Origin of the sequence: Sphingopyxis sp., from assembly GCF_035250425.1 — a bacterium.
Lineage (GTDB): Bacteria > Pseudomonadota > Alphaproteobacteria > Sphingomonadales > Sphingomonadaceae > Sphingopyxis.
Genome location: NZ_DATFFD010000066.1, coordinates 1 through 15,277 on the forward strand (window position 1 = coordinate 1; position 15,277 = coordinate 15,277).

17 protein-coding genes are annotated in these 15,277 nt (G+C 64.9%); 6 read left to right on the forward strand and 11 right to left on the reverse strand.

Translation table 11 applies throughout. The annotated features are described in order from the left end of the window. On the reverse strand, positions 1-434 hold a 434-nt coding region (gene infC, locus VJ811_RS04020), incomplete at its 3' end, for a translation initiation factor IF-3 (protein ID WP_324070989.1). A 171-nt stretch (positions 435-605) separates the two neighbouring features. Further along, positions 606-1,742: a penicillin-binding protein activator gene (locus VJ811_RS04025; protein ID WP_324070990.1), complete on the reverse strand. Its 1,137-nt coding sequence runs from the start codon at positions 1,740-1,742 to the stop codon at positions 606-608. Positions 1,743-1,803: 61 nt separating this feature from the next. Between VJ811_RS04025 and rsmI the strand changes: the two genes are divergently transcribed. From rsmI to VJ811_RS04045, 4 genes are all read left to right on the forward strand, one after another. Continuing rightward, positions 1,804-2,664, forward strand: a complete 861-nt coding sequence (gene rsmI / locus VJ811_RS04030; protein WP_324070991.1) for a 16S rRNA (cytidine(1402)-2'-O)-methyltransferase — start codon at positions 1,804-1,806, stop codon at positions 2,662-2,664. Beyond that, on the forward strand, positions 2,661-3,011 hold the full coding sequence (locus tag VJ811_RS04035) for a YraN family protein (protein ID WP_324070992.1): 351 nt from the start codon (positions 2,661-2,663) through the stop codon (positions 3,009-3,011). Before rsmI ends, VJ811_RS04035 begins: the two co-directional genes overlap by 4 nt. A gap of 136 nt (positions 3,012-3,147) precedes the next feature. Next, complete coding sequence (gshB, locus tag VJ811_RS04040; protein WP_324070993.1) at positions 3,148-4,098, forward strand: glutathione synthase; 951 nt, start codon at positions 3,148-3,150, stop codon at positions 4,096-4,098. A gap of 237 nt (positions 4,099-4,335) precedes the next feature. After that, complete coding sequence (locus tag VJ811_RS04045) at positions 4,336-4,944, forward strand: DedA family protein (RefSeq protein WP_324070994.1); 609 nt, start codon at positions 4,336-4,338, stop codon at positions 4,942-4,944. Positions 4,945-5,014: 70 nt separating this feature from the next. On the opposite strand, the gene VJ811_RS04050 is transcribed toward VJ811_RS04045, so the two are convergent. From VJ811_RS04050 to VJ811_RS04085, 8 genes are all read right to left on the reverse strand, one after another. Beyond that, positions 5,015-5,905, reverse strand: a complete 891-nt coding sequence (locus VJ811_RS04050; protein ID WP_324070995.1) for a tyrosine recombinase XerC — start codon at positions 5,903-5,905, stop codon at positions 5,015-5,017. A 142-nt stretch (positions 5,906-6,047) separates the two neighbouring features. Continuing rightward, on the reverse strand, positions 6,048-7,193 hold the full coding sequence (gene hemW / locus VJ811_RS04055; RefSeq protein ID WP_324070996.1) for a radical SAM family heme chaperone HemW: 1,146 nt from the start codon (positions 7,191-7,193) through the stop codon (positions 6,048-6,050). Positions 7,194-7,228: 35 nt separating this feature from the next. Next, entirely contained in the window at positions 7,229-7,747 is a 519-nt protein-coding gene (locus tag VJ811_RS04060) for a DUF2239 family protein (RefSeq protein ID WP_324070997.1), read from the reverse strand. Between the two features lie 58 nt (positions 7,748-7,805). Continuing rightward, the gene (gene rdgB, locus VJ811_RS04065; RefSeq protein ID WP_324070998.1) at positions 7,806-8,435 is read right to left on the reverse strand and encodes an RdgB/HAM1 family non-canonical purine NTP pyrophosphatase; all 630 of its coding nucleotides are present in this window, start codon (positions 8,433-8,435) and stop codon (positions 7,806-7,808) included. Positions 8,436-8,533: 98 nt separating this feature from the next. Next, the gene (rph, locus tag VJ811_RS04070; RefSeq protein WP_324070999.1) at positions 8,534-9,250 is read right to left on the reverse strand and encodes a ribonuclease PH; all 717 of its coding nucleotides are present in this window, start codon (positions 9,248-9,250) and stop codon (positions 8,534-8,536) included. A gap of 48 nt (positions 9,251-9,298) precedes the next feature. Further along, positions 9,299-10,099 carry a dienelactone hydrolase family protein gene (locus VJ811_RS04075; protein WP_324071000.1) on the reverse strand — a complete coding sequence of 267 codons (801 nt, stop codon included), beginning with the start codon at positions 10,097-10,099 and terminating at the stop codon, positions 9,299-9,301. A gap of 74 nt (positions 10,100-10,173) precedes the next feature. Then, on the reverse strand, positions 10,174-12,279 hold the full coding sequence (locus VJ811_RS04080) for a M10 family metallopeptidase C-terminal domain-containing protein (RefSeq protein WP_324071001.1): 2,106 nt from the start codon (positions 12,277-12,279) through the stop codon (positions 10,174-10,176). A gap of 81 nt (positions 12,280-12,360) precedes the next feature. After that, positions 12,361-12,852, reverse strand: a complete 492-nt coding sequence (locus VJ811_RS04085) for a hypothetical protein (RefSeq protein ID WP_324071002.1) — start codon at positions 12,850-12,852, stop codon at positions 12,361-12,363. Between the two features lie 372 nt (positions 12,853-13,224). Between VJ811_RS04085 and hrcA the strand changes: the two genes are divergently transcribed. Both hrcA and grpE read left to right on the forward strand, forming a co-directional pair. Further along, positions 13,225-14,268 (forward strand): heat-inducible transcriptional repressor HrcA, encoded by a 1,044-nt coding sequence (hrcA, locus tag VJ811_RS04090; protein WP_324071003.1) that lies wholly within the window; start codon positions 13,225-13,227, stop codon positions 14,266-14,268. Between the two features lie 4 nt (positions 14,269-14,272). Beyond that, positions 14,273-14,818, forward strand: a complete 546-nt coding sequence (grpE, locus tag VJ811_RS04095) for a nucleotide exchange factor GrpE (protein WP_324071004.1) — start codon at positions 14,273-14,275, stop codon at positions 14,816-14,818. Between the two features lie 240 nt (positions 14,819-15,058). Here grpE and VJ811_RS04100 read toward each other — a convergent pair. Next, positions 15,059-15,277, reverse strand: a 219-nt coding sequence (locus tag VJ811_RS04100) for a peptide deformylase (protein WP_324071005.1), incomplete at its 5' end; no start/stop codon positions are given.

The following is a 15,277-nucleotide window of genomic DNA, read 5'->3' on the forward strand; positions in this document are numbered from 1 at the left end:
TTGAGGCCGAGCTGGGTGTGGCTCATCTCGCGGCCGCGGAAGCGCATGGTCATCTTGACCTTGTCGCCTTCCTCGAGGAAATCGAAGACCTTCTTCATCTTCACGTCGAAATCATGATCGTCGATGTTCGGACGCATCTTGATCTCTTTGATTTCCTGCGTCTTCTGGCTCTTGCGCGCGAGGTTCGCCTTTTTCTGCGCCTCGTATTTGAACTTGCCGACGTCGAGGAATTTGCACACCGGCGGGTCGGCGTTGGGAGATACTTCCACCAGGTCGAGCCCGACCTCGGCCGCCTGCTCGATCGCCTCGGCTGTTAGCATGACGCCCAGATTTTCGCCTTCCTCGTCGATCACGCGGACTTTGGGGGAGGCGATGAATTCATTGTAACGCGGGCCGTTCTTGGGCGGCAGCGGTGCCATCGGGCGACGAGTCATGGGCGGTGGTATAGCTGTATCTCCTGAAACATTTAAAACAGGCGTGCGGCATCGACGCCGGAACACGCGCGATCGTCATATAGTGATCGCGCGGCGGGCGTAAAGGCCGCCGCGCTTTTCCGATACCGGTTTTCGGCCAACTGTGGCCGGCCTGCCACTCTCAACCGCGGCTCACCATTTGGTTGGCGCGGGGTCGACGACGCGGAAGCCGCCGGCGCCGATTTCGCTGACCTCGAGCGCGCGCTCGGCGATGCCGCGATTGTTGAAGCGGAAAATGCCGTCGATTCCGCCGAAACCGTCGGCGGCGAGCAGGCGGTTCGCCGGGAAATTGCTCCCCGGCTTCCAGTCGCGCGCGATGCGCACCGTCAGCAGCACCGAATCATAGCCGAGGCTGGCGAGCCGGTACGGCGGCCGGCCGAAGCGGGTGCGATATTTGGTCGCAAGCTGGCTATAAAGCCCGTCGGAGACGCTGGCGAACCACGCTCCGCGCATCGCGGCATTGCCACCCAGCGCCGCGTCGGTATTCCACAGCTCGGTGCCGAGAATCTGCTTGTCGCCCGTGCCCTTGATCACCGGCACCGCGCGGATCGCATTGCCGCCGCTGTCGGCGATGAGCACCGCGTCGATCGCGCCCGCGTTGGCGAGCCGCCGCGCCGCACCCGACAGTGCGGTCGCGCTGCGGTCATAGCTTTCGACCGCGACCAACGTGCCCCCCGCCTTGGCGACCGCGGCGCGGAAGGAGGCGGCCGAACGGTCGCCATAGACATTCTTGGGCACGAGCGCGCCGAAGCGCTGATGCCCCTTGGAACGCGAAAAAGCGACGATACGCTCGACCGACTGGCCGGGGACAAAGCCCATGATGAAGACGCCGTTGCCCGCGACGCTGCTGTCGTTGGAGAAGCTTAATACCGGCACCTTCGCCTCGCGCGCGATCGGCGCCACCACGGTGACATCTTCGCTGAGCAAAGGCCCGAGGATCAGCTTGTTGCCGTCGGCGACCGCTTGCCGCGCCGCCGCTGCGGCGCCGAGCGCGGTGTCATAGGTGGTGATGCGCACCCGCTCGGTGCGCGAGTCGAGCAGGGCGAGCGTCGTCGCGTTAGCGATCGCGGTGCCGACGTCGGCGTTCGGCCCCGTCTGCGGCACGAGCAGCGCGACACGGTGCCGATCGGTGTCGGTCGGCAGGCCGGGGCCGACATTGTCGGTCGGCTGGTCGGGCGGCGGCGGGGTCGCCGGGCCATTGGATTTCGGCACCATCTGACACGCCGCGAGCAACCCCGCCATCGCCATCACGCCAAGCCCGCGCAACATTTGGCGGCGAGCCGGTGCATATCTTTGGCGCTGGGCAGCAGTTTCTGTCATTTTCAGCGTCATGCCAGATTCGAACATCTCAGATTCTCCCTTGCCCGGTCTCTATATCGTCGCAACGCCCATCGGCAACCTTGGCGACATCAGCGCGCGCGCGGCGACGACGCTCGCCTCCGCCGGCGTGATCGCCGCGGAGGACACGCGTGTGACCGCGAAACTGCTGTCGCATCTGGGATTGCGTGTGCCGATGACCCCCTATCATGATCATAGCGACGAACGCACGCGCGCCGCTCTGGTTGCGCGGATGGGGCAAGAAGTCGTCGTTTTAGTGTCGGACGCGGGAACCCCGCTGATTTCGGACCCCGGATACAAGCTCGTCCGCGACGCGCGCGCGGCGGGGCGGCACGTCACCACCCTGCCCGGTCCGTGCGCGGCGATCGCCGCGATCACGCTGTCGGGGCTGCCGAGTGACCGTTTCCTGTTCGCGGGCTTCCTGCCCAACAAGGCCAAGGCGCGCGCCGACACGCTCGCCGAATTCGCGGGGCTGCGCGCGACGTTGGTGTTTTACGAAAGCGGGCCGCGGCTGTCTGCGTCGCTGGCGGCGATGGCCGAAGGGCTCGGCAATCGCGAAGCCGCGGTCGCGCGCGAGATCAGCAAGCTGTTCGAGGAATGCGTGACCGGTACGCTGACCGAGCTTTCCGCGCGCTATGCCGACGCGCCGCCGAAGGGCGAGATCGTCGTGATCGTCGGCCCGCCCGGCGAAGCCGCCGCCGAGGAAGCTGACGATGCCACCCTCGACGCGGCGCTCCGCGAAGCGATGGTCGACAAGCCCGTCGCGCAGGCGGCGAAGGCGGTCGCCAAACGCTTCGGGCTCGACCGCCATGACGTCTATGCCCGCGCGCTGACACTGAAGGAACAGGCTTGAACCGCGCCGCCGCCGAAGCCCGCGGCCGCAAGGCCGAGCGCCGCGCCGCCTGGTGGCTGCGCCTCCACGGCTGGCGCATCCTCGGCGAGCGGCTCCGCGTTCCCGTCGGCGAGGTCGACCTTGTCGCGCGGCGCGGGCGCATCGTCGCCTTCATCGAGGTCAAGTGGCGCGACCGCGCCGCCGACCTCGACCTTGCCATCGACCAATATCGCCTGCGCCGCGTCGCCGCCGCGGCCGAAATGCTGCGCCCGCGCTTCGCCGGGCCGCGCGACGACATAAGGATCGACGTGATGCTCCTTGCGCCAAGGCGCCTGCCACGCCATCTGGTCCACGTCTGGCAGCCTTAGCCGCGACGGATTTTTATTCCCGTTCGTGCTGAGCTTGTCGAAGCACCGTCCTTCTTTTCGACGTCAGCAAAAGAAAGTACGGCCCTTCGACAAGCTCAGGGCGAACGGTTCTTGATTGCCCCTGACGGAGAAGAAAATGACCCTGCGCGCCGCGGTACAAATGGACCCGATGGACAATATCAACATCGGGGGCGACAGCAGTTTTGCGTTGATCCTGAAGGCGCTCGAACGCGGTTATGAGCTCTACCACTACGACGTGCGCGGGCTGACGTGGGAGGCCGGGCGGCTGACGACGAAGGCGCACCGCATCCTGGAAGCGCAGCGCGAGGCGGGTGCGCATTACAAGTTCGGCGAGGAAGTGCTGCTCGACCTCGGCCGCGACGTCGACGCCGTACTGATGCGGCAGGATCCGCCCTTCGACCTCGGCTATCTCACCGGCACCTGGCTGCTCGAGCGCATCGCGGGCGAAACGCTCGTCGTCAACGACCCCGTTTCGGTTCGCAACGCGCCCGAGAAAGTCTTCGTGCTCGACTTCCCCGAGTTCATGCCGCCAACGATGGTGACGCGGAGCCTCGACGCGGTGAAGGATTTCCAGGCGCGCCACGGCGCCGTTGTGATCAAGCCGCTCCACGGCAATGGCGGCAAGGCGGTGTTCCGCATCGACGCCGACGGCGGCAACCTCGGCGCGCTCGTCGAGTTGTTCGGGCAGGTGTGGCCCGAACCCTTCATGGTCCAGCAGTTCCTGCCGAGCGTCAGCAAGGGCGACAAGCGCATTGTGCTGGTCGACGGCGAGGTCGCGGGCGCGATCAACCGCAAGCCCGGCGAAGGCGAATTCCGCTCGAATCTCGCGGTCGGCGGTTTTGCCGAGGCGGCCGAACTGACGCCGCGCGAGCAGGAAATCTGCGATGTGCTGGGGCCGCAACTGCGCGAACGCGGGTTGGTCTTCGTCGGCATCGACGTCATCGGCGGCGAATGGCTGACCGAAATTAACGTCACCTCGCCCACCGGGATCGTCGCGATCGACCGTTTCAACAATAGCGATACGGCGGGAATGATCTGGGACGCGATCGAACGGCGGATCGGCTGAAGCGCCGATGCGAATGCCCAAGCTTTCCCTCCCCCTTGATGGGGGAGGCAGCGAGACTTGGCGATGCAATCGCCTAGTCGCAGCGGAGGGGGTGCGTTTTCGTCCTGAAACGACGGTTCACGGACGCACCGCCACCCCCATCCAACTCCGCCTAGCCGCTTCGCGGCAAGGCTCCTTATCCTTCCCCCATCGAGGGGGAAGGGAAACTTCGTCGACGCCCGCCGCGTTACCCTTTCCGTGACCGACTTCATTCTCAATCTGATCCAGAGCTGGGGCTATGCGGGGATATTTGTCCTCATGTTCCTCGAGAACGTGTTTCCGCCGATCCCGTCCGAGGTGATCATGGGGCTCGGCGGCATCGCAGTCTCCAAGGGTCATTTCGATTTCTGGACGCTCGTCGCGGTCGCGGTCGCGGGCACGACCGCGGGCAATTGGGTCTGGTACGGCATCGGGCGCTGGATCGGCTATGCGCGGCTCAAACCCTTTATCGACCGCCACGGCCGCTGGCTGACGCTGGACTGGGGCGAGGTCGAGCGGCTTCACAATTTCTTCCTGAAATATGGTCCCGCGATCATCTTCATCGCGCGCTTCATGCCCGTTGCGCGGACGATGGTATCGCTGCCCGCAGGCATGGTGAAGATGAACCAGGCGAAATTCCTGATCTGGACCGCCGCCGGATCGACGATCTGGATCGCCGCGCTCGCGGGTGCGGGCAACTGGTTTGGGGGCAAGTTCGCCAATCTCGACGCCTTCGTGGGGCCGGTGGCGCTGGTGGCGATCGGCTCGCTCGTCGTCCTCTATCTCTACCGCGTCGTCACCTGGAAGCCGAAGACAAGGGGCGAGTGACCTGGCTCGCCAGCGAGCATGGCATGATGGCGGCTTCCAACCGGAATAGCCGTCGCCCCCAAAGCCGGCGTCACGCCCTCGGATGCGCGTTCCGGTAAATATCGAGCAAATGCGCGGCATCGACCGCGGTATAAACCTGCGTCGAGGCGAGGCTCGCATGGCCGAGCAATTCCTGCAGACTGCGCAGATCGGCCCCGCCCGCGAGCAGGTGCGTCGCGAAACTATGGCGCAGCGCGTGCGGCGTCGTGCGTTCGGGAAGGCCCAGCGCGCGCCGCGCCGATCGCACGCTCGCGCGGACCACACCGGGCTGGAGCGGTCCGCCGCGCGCGCCGAGGAAGATCGGCGTTTCCCTGGCGATCGGCCAGGGGCAAGCTTCGACATAGCGTGACACCGCGCTGGCGACCGCGGGAAGGATCGGCACAATCCGCGTCTTGCCCCGTTTGCCCGTCACGCGCAGCGTCTCGCCGAGCGGCAACACCGCGCCGGTAAGCGACAACGCCTCGCCGATACGCAGCCCCGCGCCATAGAGCAGCAAGAGCAGCGCAAAATCGCGCGCGCCGACCCAGCCCTCGCGGGCATTGTCCTCGACATCCTGCGCCAGCGCGAGCGCTTCGGCGGGCGACACCGGCCGCGGCAAGCCTTTCTTCACCAGCGGCCCGCGCATCTGCGGCACGCTCGCGCCCGACCCGCCGACAAAGCGCAGGAACCCGCGCAGCGCCGAAAGCTCGCGCGCCGCCGACGCATTGCCCAGCCCCTCGGCGCGGCGGTCGGCCAGATAAGCCCGGAGGTCGTTCGGGGTCAGCGCCTTCAGCATGCGCGCATCGACCGCGCCGCCGCGATGCCGCGACAGGAAGCCGCAAAACCGCTCCGCCGTCGCGATATAGGCGCGGCGCGTATGCTCCGACCGGCGCTTCTCATGCGCCAGATGGGCATCCCAGTCACGGATGAAATCTTGCGCCAAATTCCAGTCCCACCGCCAATAAATAGGGACAGTCCCTATTTAATCGGGCACTTGTCCTGCGCCGGCAAATGACCGATCGAAATAAATAGGGACTGTCCCTATTTATTGGCTCGCGCAGCGAATGAAGATGCCGTCGCAATCCCTAGCCGGTCCGCACCACCTCGGAAAGGATCGAGTCGAGCAGCAGGATGCCGTCGCCGGTTACCATCAGCCGGTCACCGTCCTGCGTCACCAGCCCCTGCTTCGCGAGCCGCGCCACCGCCGCCGCATCGACGAACGCCTCGCGCGCCAGTCCGCTACGCGCCTCGATCCGCGCCAGGTCGATCCCTTCGGTCAGCCGCAATCCCATCAGCATCGCCTCGGTCGCGCGCTCGGCGGCTGGCAGGTCGCTTTCGACCTTCAGCCCGTGGCCGTTGCGATCGACGGCGGAAATGAAATTCTCCGGCTTCTTGTGCCGTTCGGTCGCCTGTCCCAGTCGCCGCCCGTGCGCCCCGGGGCCGACGCCAGCGTAATCGGCGTAGCGCCAGTATGCGAGATTATGCCGGCTCTCCTGCCCGACGCGCGCATGGTTCGACACTTCGTAGCGCGGCAATCCCGCGGCGCGCGTCATCGCCTGCGTCATATCGAACAAGTCAGCGGCGGTATCGCCATCGGGGATGGTGAGGTCGCCCTTCGCCGCGAGCGTCGCGAAGCGCGTGCCGGGTTCGATGGTGAGCTGGTAGAGCGAAAGATGGTCGGTCCCGAAGGCGAGTGCGCCCGCAAGTTCGTTTTCCCACGCCGCCATCGACTGGCCGGGCCGCGCATAGATCAGGTCGAAGCTGACACGCGCGAAATGCTCCTGCGCGGTCGCGATGGCTCGGCGCGCCTCATCCTCGCTGTGCGCCCGGCCAAGAAATTCAAGCACTTCGGAATCGAAGCTCTGTACGCCTATCGAAACGCGATTGACCCCCGCCGCGGCGAGATCGGCGAAATTGGCGACCTCGACCGAATTGGGGTTCGCCTCCAGCGTGATCTCGACATCGCTCGTTAAACCCCAAGCTTCCTCTGCCGCAGCGATCACCGCCGCGACGGTCGCAGGCGGCATCAGGCTCGGCGTGCCGCCGCCGAAGAAAATCGACCCGACCGTGCGCCCCGGCAGCAACGCCGCCTCATGCCGCAAGTCGGCGAGCAACGCGTCGCGCCATACCGCCTGATCGACGCTCTCGCGGACATGGCTGTTGAAGTCGCAATAGGGGCATTTCGACACGCAAAACGGCCAATGGACATATAGGGCGAGCGGTTCGGCCATGCGCCGCCATATAGGCGCTGGCGCGCGAATGTCAGCTAGCGGCCCAAAAGATGCCCGATATGACGGCGGATATCCTCGGGCCAGCTCGCGATCAGTCCAGCAAAAGCGGCATCGTCGTCGCGGTAAAGCGCACGAAGCGCCTCCTCATAGCCGGGGCGGTCGCCGCAAAGGTGACTCATGAAGTTATACGCGGTGTCGCGCCGCTGCTTTGCGCTGGGCGCGCCCTTGCTCGCGGTTTCGACCAGCCGGCGCAGCGCCGCCGAAGCGCCGCCCGGCTGCGCCGCGAGCCAATCCCAGTGCCGCGGCAACAGCGTGACCTCGCGCGCCTTGACGCCAAGCCGCGGACGCCCCGCGGATGGCGGCGCGGGTGCGGTCTTGGCCGCGTCCCAATAATCGAGGTCGGTCAACCGCCCGGTCGCGTCGTCGAAGACAAGGATCGCGCCGAGGTCGGCGGGATAGCGATCTTCGAGCATACGGGTGACGGTTTCGCGGCTTCCTGCGGCGAGTTGCGCATCGCCGAGGAAGGCAGTGACGGTTTCATGTTCCTGTGTCATGACGGCTCATTATACCCGGGTAAAACAAAAGTCAATTTACCCGGGTATAATACCGCACCTATTCGAAAACGCCCGCCACCAGCTTGGCAAAGGCATCGGCGCGGTGGCTGATCGCGTGTTTCTCGACCGGATCGATTTCCGCATAAGTCAGCGTGTTACCTGCCGGAATAAACACCGGATCATAACCGAAACCGAGCTTGCCGCGCGGCGGCCAGGTCAAGCTGCCCTCGGCGCGGCCCTCGAACACTTCGGCATGGCCGTCGGGCCAGGCGAGCGCGAGGGTGCAGATGAAGCGCGCGCTGCGGTCGACCTCCGGCCCCTGCTCCGCCAGCAACCCTTCGACCTTGCCCATCGCCAGATACCAGTCGCGGCCCGGATTGCCCTCGAACCATTGCCGCTCGGCCCAGTCGGCAGTGTAGACGCCGGGGCGGCCGCAGAGCGCCGCAACCTCGAGCCCGCTATCGTCGGCGAGCGCCGGAAATCCCGACGCGGATGCGCTCGCATGCGCCTTCAGCAGCGCATTCTCGCGAAAGCTCGTCCCCGTCTCCTCCGGCTCGGGCAGGCCAAGGTCGCCCGCCGACACGGGCTCGATCCCGAAGGGTTCGAGCAGCGCACGAATCTCGCGCACCTTGCCTGCATTGTGGCTGGCGATCACCAGCTTGCCGGGTTGCAGTTTGCGATGAGCCACCCAAGTCCTCCAAAGCTTTCGTCATGCCGGACTTGATCCGGTATCCATTTCCTCGCCGTCGATGGACCCCGGATCAAGTCCGGGGTGACGAAGGGAAGTTACCTGCCCGTCGCCTTGTCCTGCGCTGCGAAAATCTCGCCGCAGCCGATGCGCGCGAGGCGGAGCAGGCGGAGCAGGCCTTCCTCGTCATAGGTCGCGCCCTCGGCGCTCGCCTGCACCTCGACGATCTGGCCCTTGCCGGTCAGCACGAAATTGCCGTCCGCCTCGGCGACCGAATCCTCGTTATAGTCGAGGTCGAGCACCGGCGTGCCCTGATAGATGCCGCACGAGATCGCGCCGACCTTGTCCTCGATCGGATCCTCGGCAATCGTCTTCGCCGCGAGCAGCTTGTCGACCGCAAGGCGCAGCGCGACCCAAGCGCCCGAGATCGCTGCGGTGCGCGTCCCGCCATCGGCCTGGATCACGTCGCAATCGATGATGATCTGGCGCTCGCCAAGCTTCTTCATGTCGACGACGGCGCGCAAGCTCCGCCCGATAAGCCGCTGAATTTCCTGCGTCCGCCCCGACTGCTTGCCCTTTGCCGCTTCACGCGCGCCGCGCGTATGCGTCGCGCGGGGCAGCATGCCATATTCGGCGGTGACCCAGCCCGCGCCCTTGCCGCGCATCCACGACGGCACCTTCTCGTCGACGCTGGCGGTCACCAGCACCTTGGTGTTGCCGAAGCTGACGAGCACGCTGCCCTCGGCATGGATGGTGAATTCGGTTTCGATGGCGATGGGACGCATCTGATCGGGCGCGCGGCCGGAAGGGCGCATGAAATTTCCTTTCGATTGGTGATTGCGGTGGCCCTTAGGCTGCTGCCCTCATTCGCTCAACCGCATCTTGAAGAAATCGAGGATTTCGTCGCGCGCCTGCGCCGTCGGCTGCCCCGCCTCGTCGATCAGATGGATCGTGACGACGCTGTGCGGGTTCTTCATCGGACTGTCGGGATTGGCCGCGCTATCGGGCAGAACCTTGCCGACGAAACGATCGCCGAGCGCATTTTCATAGGCGGCAAAGCGCGCCGCCTGGCAATATTTGTCGCCTTCGAAGCGGTAAGCGAGCACGGTGAGGTCTTCAGCCTCCATCCGCGCCTTCACCGCTGCGAGTTCGCCCGGCGCGATATGCATCCCCGCGGCGTCGTTCAGCGGCAGCGACGGCTGCGCCAGCACGGGCGCGAGCACGGCAGGCTCCAGCATCATCGACAGCGCGAAATTGCCGGTGAAGCACATGCCGATCGCGCCGACGCCCTTGCCGCCGCATTCCTTGTGGGCCTCAGCCGCCAATGCACGCAGCCATAGCGTCGCGGGTGAACTTTCATTCGCCTGGAATGCGCGGAACTGGCGGCTGATGCACCCGCCGATCATCGTGAACAGCGTCCCGGGCATCCGCACCACGGCGCCGTCCTTGCCGAAGATGTGCGGCATATAGACGGTGAAACCGGCGCCCGCGACCCAACGCGCAAAGCGCGCGACGTGCGGGCTGATGCCGGGCATTTCGCTCATGACGATGACGGCGGGACCGCTACCAATCGTGTAGACGCGATGGGTTCTGCCGAGCAGTAGGATGTCGCGGTGCTCGAAATCGTCGAGCGGATCGTCCCGATTGAGCGGGCGTGTCGTCATGGCTCTCCCCCGACCGGACAGGGAGACGCCCGGAACATGAAAGTTCCGGGCGTCCCGATGTTTACGCGCGATTTTTAAGCGGCGAAATCGTAACGATAGCCATAATCGTCATTTCTGAGCGCGAGTCCTTCGCCCGATCGCGCGCCGAAGCTCGCCATGTCCTGCGTCATGCGAAGGAGTTGCAGATCGATGGCACTCACCGATGCCGACGGGGCGATCCCCTTTTTCCCGACGCTGTAGGTCTCGCCATCCGCAAAGCTGATCGTCTCGATCCCCCGCAGCGTATCGGTGCCGTCGTCGCCATCCGCCGCATCAAGATCGACGATGGTAACAACCCCCGCGTTGAAGCTCAGCTGATAGGAGGATCGCGCTCCGGCATAGTTTGCCACGTCGCTGCCATTGCCGCCGTCGATCGCATCGTTGCCGACACCACCGGTAAGGCGATCGTCGCCGTTGCCCCCGACGAGGCTGTCGTTGCCGTCGCCGCCGTCGAGCACGTCATTGCCGTTCCCTCCGTCGAGCAGATCATTACCGTTGCCGCCGGCCAGCGCGTCATTGCCGTTGCCGCCGGAAAGCGCGTCAAGGCCAGCGCCGCCGAAAAGCGTGTCGTTGCCATTGCCGCCGCTGATCCGGTCGTCGCCGTCCAGCCCGGACAGCCAGTCGTTGGCGTTGCCGCCGGCCAGCGTATCGGCGTGATTGCTGCCTTCGAACCGTTCGATGCCGATATATTTGTCGCCGGCTGCATCGCCCGTACCAGTGACCGAGTTCGTCCCGACGACGAGCGTGATACCCGACGCCGCGCCGCGATAGCTGGCAGTATCGGTCCCCGCACCGCCGTCGAGCGTGTTGGCGACCGCATTGCCGACCAGAACATCGTCGCCGCTACCGCCGACCGCATTCTCGATCCACGCCCCATAAGCGATACCGACATTGTCGGTGAGCCTGCCGAGCAGCGGATTGGCTGTCAGCGCCGCCATATTCGCATTGTACGTCGCCAGCGCGATCGGCGCATAACCCATTGCCGCGCGGTTGGCGTTGACCTGATCGAAGCTGAGCCGGGTCTGCGCCTCTGCGAGCGTGACGCCGCCGATGCTGCTCAGCGAGCCCGGATTGAGATCGATGATCTGGTTGGTGTTATAGCCCGACGCATCGAGCGTGTCGTTGCCGCCGGCATCCCAGATGGCGACCGTAGGCGCGGTGTTGATGGTAAAGTCGAAAGCGTCGCGGCCGGCGGTGCTGTTGAAGCCATAGACGGTGTCGCCGGTCCGGGTCGTCATATCGACACCGTAAAGGCGCTGGATGGCCAGAATGTCGTGAACCATGGGCGTCGACCCATAAGCGATCGCCATCACATTGAAGTTGAAATCGCGCGCACCGATGTCGCGGGGGTTCCAGTAGGACATGATCGTATAGTTGCGCGCGTCCTGATAATATTCCGCGCCATTGGCATAATTGACCTGGAAACCCGGGCCGAAATTATAATTTCCCGGATGGGAAAGGCCGATCGCATGGCCGATTTCGTGCACGAGCGTGTTGAGGCCGTAGCCGCCCGGCGTAAGCTGGAAATTGCTCGCCTGGCTGGCCGACACCCAGACGTCGCCGGCAATCTGCTGCACCTGCTCGTTGACGTGGGCATTGCTGGACAAAGTACCGAGCGGCAGACGCGCATAGGCCTGCGTACCCGGGGCGCTCGCAAGATTGCCGAAATTGACATCGGCCTCGTCCGAAGTCGTTTCGCGAAAGGATATCGCGGCAACGTCGTCCCAATATTGCATCGCCTGCCGTGTGGCCGCCATCTGCGCGTTCGAAAAGGCGGCAAAATTGAAATATTCGGAGAGGCCGTAATAGTTTCCGTTCAGTTCATAAACATAGCCGTTGTCTTCAAGGCTCTGCTGGTCGAGATGAAAACCGAAGGTGATTTCCTGCAAATTGGCGTCGCGTTGCGGAGCGGGATCCGGACCGCCCGTCCAGCTCGCGCCCGAGCGATTGAGATATTGCGCGATCTGGGCAGGCGTCCAATAGGTTTTTCCGTTCGGCGCCGTTCCGGTCATGCCGTCGACGGATGCAGATTCGGTCGAGAGATCGACCCCCGAAGCCACCTCGTCGACGATGACTTCAGGCCCGCGGCCGCCGTCGCCAGCGTGATCCTCGTCAAACTCCCCGGTACGAAAAATATCCATCTTTGCCCTCTCCTGCTGCTTCATGATGCCCTATATTCGGCGCACTTTGATCGCCATTCGCCGGCGCCCCGCGCCTATTGGCTAGTTTCGTGCCTTCCACGGCAGCGTATCGGTCAGTGCGGTCTCCAGCTCGGGTGCGATCGCAGCAAGCGCCGCGCGATCGCTCGTCCCGGCCCGGACGGCGCGCGGGGCGGCGCCGAACAACTGGCCGCCGCCGTCCGGAGCATTGCGAAAGGGACGGACCGTCAGCGCCGCCAGGCGGTCGGCACCGTTTCCGGTGATCGCGACATGGACGAGCATCGTAATCGTATCGGGCTTCAATATCTCCGGATCGCCAAGGCCGACGATCGAAACCGGCATCGGCGCGACGCGCGCGACGACAGCGCGCGCGCGCTCGCAAACCCCGTCATGCAGTTCGCCGGCATCGACCCCGCGCGGGGTATTGACCAGGCAAAGTATGCGGAGCTGACGGGCGTCGGACCAGAAGAGCGGCGCATTGGTTTGCGCGGGTGCACCGGCAACTTGCTGGATGTTCTTGTCCGGGGCGGAATTTCCGGTTTCCGACTGACTCACGACCGCACCCCCGCCACAGCTACCGAGGATCGCAAACAAGGCGACGATGCGAAAACCCCGGACCCACGTCATATCTGATCCCCATCCGGATTTTTTCGAAAGGATGCAACGATTCCAGACTTCCGGGGGAGGCTATTGGGCCTCCGGACCATGGTCAACATGTTTTCCGATGAAACCATATTTCGCGCCGTTTTCCGCACTCGGCGAAGAAATATTGACCAGGAATTTGAAATATGAACCGAAGTTCTTCCCATCCACTGTTTCATGCGACGCGCGCGCACCTCTCCTCCGATTCCCGCCGTCTGCGATCGCAACATGCACGCGGTCCGGATCGGCGTTGCGCTCGTCCCTCCCCATCCCTAAATCCCCCTTATGACCACCCTCCCGATCACCGAACTCACCACGCGTGCGCGCGACGTGTTCCGGCTGGTCGTCGATGCCTATCTGGAAACCGGCCAGCCGGTGGGCTCGCGGACGCTGTCGAAGCTTGCGGCGCTCAACCTCTCGCCCGCGTCGATCCGCAATGTGATGCAGGATCTCGAGGAATATGGTCTGCTCGCCAGCCCGCACACCAGCGCCGGGCGGCTGCCGACCGAACAGGGACTGCGCCTTTTCGTCGACGGGATGATGCAGGTCGCCGAACCCAGCGCCGAGGACCGCGCGCAGATCGAGGCGAGCCTGTCGGACGCCGGCCCGATCGAAAGCGCGCTCGCGCAGGCGACCTCGGCACTATCCGGGCTGTCGGCGTGCGCGGGGCTGGTCCTCGTTCCCAAGCATGAGCGCGTGCTCAAACAGCTCGCCTTCGTTCCGCTCTCGGCGAACCAGTCGCTCGTCGTGCTCGTCGCCGGGGACGGTGCGGTCGAGAATCGCGTTATCGACACCCCGCCCGGACTCGACCCGTCGGCGCTGGTCGAAGCGGGCAATTATATCACCGCGATGCTCGCGGGCCTGACGCTGACCGAAGCGATGGCGCGCGTGCGCCGCGAGATCGAGGCCGAGCGCATCGCGATCGACCGCGCGGCGCAGGATCTCGTCAGCCGCGGACTCGCCATCTGGTCGTCAGACGGCGCCGACCGCCCGGTGCTGATCGTGCGCGGGCAGGCCAACCTGCTCGACGACAGCGCGGTCGGCGACCTCGACCGCGTGCGCCAATTGCTCGACGAGCTCGAAACCAAACAGGACATCGCGCAATTGCTCGACAGCGCGCGCGAAGGCGCCGCAACCCGGATTTTCATCGGATCCGAAAATAAATTATTCTCGCTTTCGGGCTCGTCCGTGATAGCGGCGCCCTATCGCGGATCGGACGGGCGCGTGGTCGGCGTGGTCGGGGTCATTGGTCCCACGCGCTTGAACTATGCCCGGATCGTTCCCATGGTGGATTTCACCGCACAATCGCTCTCCAGACTGATACGATAGGTTTATGACGAACATCGAAAACGACACCCCCGTCGACGACGGCGCGAACCCCGAAGTTGAAGCAGCAACGCCCGCCGAAGGCGAAAATGAAGAGCTGGCGCAGCTCGCCGAACAAGTCGCCGCGCTCCAGCAGGATCTGCTCTACGCCCGCGCCGAGACGCAAAATGTCACGCGCCGCAAGGACAAGGAAATCGCCGACGCGCATGCCTATGCCGCGACCAAATTCGCGCGCGACATCCTCTCGGTCGCCGACAACCTCGGCCGCGCGCTCGCCGCGCTCAGCGAGGAACAGCGTGCCGACGAGGCGATCAAGCCGCTGATCACCGGTCTCGAAGCCACCGAGCGCGAATTGCTCAGCGTCTTCGAACGCAACGGCATCACGCGCATCGCCGCGATCGGCCTGCCGCTCGACCCGAACCAGCATCAGGCGATGCTCGAAATCCCGAGCGACAAGACGCCGGGCACGATCGTGCAGGAAATGCAGGCGGGCTATATGCTGAAGGACCGGCTGCTGCGTCCCGCGATGGTGGGCGTGGCGAAGGCGGGGTAATCGCCAATTCCCTCTCCCCTTGCGGGGGTGCGAGGGTGGATTGCCCCCGGCAATCCAAGTTCGTGCCGGGGGCACGAACGACCTCGCGCCGGTTGCGCAGCCTCGGCGGCGCGGCCGCCTAGGCGAAGCTGGGAGAGGGGTTTCGCCCTATCGTAAGGGAGCAGCCCCCTCTCCCGCTACAACTAGCGAACAAGTTCGCAAGTTTCGCTGCCCTCTCCCGCAAGGGGAGAGGGTTTTAGTTCAAGCCGCCTTGCGCAGCTTCGCGAGCTTCTTCAACACCATCTCGCGCTTCAGCCGCGACAGATGGTCGATGAAGAGAATACCCTCCAGATGGTCATGTTCGTGCTGGATGCACGTCGCCATCAGGCCGGTCATGCGTTCCTGGTGATGCTTGCCATCCGCATCCTGCCAGTCGACAGTGACCTCGGCGGGGCGCGTTACTTCGGCATATTGCTCGGG

Coding starts and splice junctions, on each gene's coding strand:
- VJ811_RS04025 (WP_324070990.1), bottom strand. CDS start 1,742: ATGTTGCGCGGGCTTGGCGTGATGGCGATGGCGGGGTTGCTCGCGGCG.
- rsmI (WP_324070991.1), top strand. CDS start 1,804: ATGCCAGATTCGAACATCTCAGATTCTCCCTTGCCCGGTCTCTATATC.
- gshB (WP_324070993.1), top strand. CDS start 3,148: ATGACCCTGCGCGCCGCGGTACAAATGGACCCGATGGACAATATCAAC.
- hemW (WP_324070996.1), bottom strand. CDS start 7,193: ATGGCCGAACCGCTCGCCCTATATGTCCATTGGCCGTTTTGCGTGTCG.
- VJ811_RS04060 (WP_324070997.1), bottom strand. CDS start 7,747: ATGACACAGGAACATGAAACCGTCACTGCCTTCCTCGGCGATGCGCAA.
- rph (WP_324070999.1), bottom strand. CDS start 9,250: ATGCGCCCTTCCGGCCGCGCGCCCGATCAGATGCGTCCCATCGCCATC.
- VJ811_RS04075 (WP_324071000.1), bottom strand. CDS start 10,099: ATGACGACACGCCCGCTCAATCGGGACGATCCGCTCGACGATTTCGAG.
- VJ811_RS04080 (WP_324071001.1), bottom strand. CDS start 12,279: ATGGATATTTTTCGTACCGGGGAGTTTGACGAGGATCACGCTGGCGAC.
- hrcA (WP_324071003.1), top strand. CDS start 13,225: ATGACCACCCTCCCGATCACCGAACTCACCACGCGTGCGCGCGACGTG.
- grpE (WP_324071004.1), top strand. CDS start 14,273: ATGACGAACATCGAAAACGACACCCCCGTCGACGACGGCGCGAACCCC.